Genomic DNA, 2,077 nt, shown 5'->3' with positions numbered 1-2,077 from the left:
TAATTGTATCAAAAAATAGCTAATCAAAAAAGAGCCCCAGGCTCTTTCGTTGAAAAACTTGTTTTTCATTTTTTTATCCGCTTGTAAAATATATATATTTATTATATAATTAATTTATTCTATTAAGAAAGCTTAAAACGGATGACAAAAAATAATAATGTTTTATTAAAAGTGATAAAATACTTGAAACAAATAACTGTAGGAGAGAGTGATTTTAGCTATGCTATTTCTTACGGGCTTTTTAGTATTGTGATTCTGTTCTTAAAACAAATATTTACAGTTATATTCTATGATAGTAATCAGATAGCTAATATACAGAATTATTACTTAATATTGTTTTTTTCTTTAGTTTTGTTAGTATGTTTTATTATAATTCATGCGAGGAAACTAACGGAGGAAAACAAATTTGCATTATATTTTATTAAGATTTATCCATTTCTTTTTATTGCTCTAGGTATGTTTATAATTTCAACATACACTGAACGCAATGCGAAAATGCTATCATATATCGTTATTGTGGTTTCATTGTTTTGGATTCAAATATTCAAAACCGTTAGAAGAATTGGAGTATTTTCATTTTCTGCAATTAGTTATTTAGGACTAAGCTATATAACCTATGGATTAACTGAAAACTTTTATTTAGATTTACCATTAGTTGGTATGATTTCACTAATTGTATTTATAGCTTCAACAATTTTTTCTATGTTACATAGAAGTCATAAAGAAACGATCACTGACTTAGATATTAGAAACGAGAAGTATTCACTTGTTATAGATAATTTAAAAAACACTTACTCATCTCTAAAAATAAGCAAGAAAATAACAGACAGTATGTATGAGCTGACACAGGAAGTACTTAAAAACGAGAATATAGAGGATTTATTCCAAATGGTTCTCGATAAAGCCACCACCTTAATTCCAAAGGCTCAAGCAGGTAGTATCTTAATTTTAGAAGATAACATGATGAAATTTGTTGCAGCAAACGGATATGATTTAGAAAAATTAAAAAAAATAGAATTAGGGATTGAAGAAACATTCCAAGCGACATTAGAAGATAAGTATGAGCCAACCATTATTAAAAACTTGGAAATTTTCGACGAAGCGCATCTTGGAAAAGAAAATAATAAAAGAATGTATGAATCAGCTGTTTTTGCAAAATCATGTATGACTTGTTCATTTAAATATCAAGATGAATTTTTTGGTTCTATAAATATTGACAATTTTGATAGCGAGGATATTTTCACGAAAGAAGATAAATACTTAATTAAACAATTAGCTCAGGAAATTGAAATTATTATTTCAGTTCATAAATTATATGAGCAAGCCCTAAGGCCAACTAAGTTTGATGAATTAACTCAAGCGAAATCTAGAAGATACTGTATGAAACTCCTTAATAATTTAATTGATCATGAGGAAGAAACGATCATTTCAATTTGTACTATGGATATAAACAACCTCAAAATAATTAATGATGAATTTGGTCATGATGTAGGTGATAAGTATTTATTTGAGTTTGCTGAAGCCGTTAGAAATTCTGAAATTGCGGATAATATATTTGGCCGTGTTGGTGGAGATGAGTTTATATTAATTTTCAATAAGCTAACGAAAGATGAAACTGTGCAACAAATCCAAATTATTAAGAATTATCTTAAAAAGCATTTAATTCAAATTGGGAATAATAACGTTGAAATTTCTTTTGCTTCTGGAGTATCAGTTTATGGTGTTGATAGCAAAGAAATCAAGGAATTATTTAAGATTTCTGATAAGAGAATGTATGAAGACAAATTTATTCAAAAAAAGACAGGAAAAAGTTAATAAAAACATTTCAAAAAAACTCTAAAAAAATAGAGTTTTTTTATTGCTTTTTTGTTAAAAAATGGCCAAAAACAGATAGTGAAGTATGTATTTTCAAAATAATTAGAAAAAGTTAATATTTACGAGAAAAAACAGTTGACTTAGCTAAGTGCTTATGATAGAATAATTAAGCGTGACAATAGAACGCAAAAAAATAGGTCTTTGAAAACTGAACATATGCAAAAAAACAACATTCAAAAAATTCTGAAGAATAAAAAGAATA

At 26.8% G+C, this 2,077-nt stretch carries 1 protein-coding gene; it reads left to right on the top strand.

From position 1 onward, the window contains the following. Positions 1 to 141 precede the first annotated feature (141 nt). Entirely contained in the window at positions 142 to 1,815 is a 1,674-nt protein-coding gene (locus tag JEY78_RS15745) for a diguanylate cyclase (protein WP_291853704.1), read from the top strand. The last annotated feature ends 262 nt before the right edge of the window (positions 1,816 to 2,077 follow it).

The sequence above is a fragment of the Lutibacter sp. genome, from assembly GCF_016342705.1.
Classification (GTDB): Bacteria; Bacteroidota; Bacteroidia; order Flavobacteriales; family Flavobacteriaceae; genus Lutibacter.
Note: the sequence above shows the minus strand (reverse complement) of the source record. Positions and strands in the feature narration are given on the sequence as shown.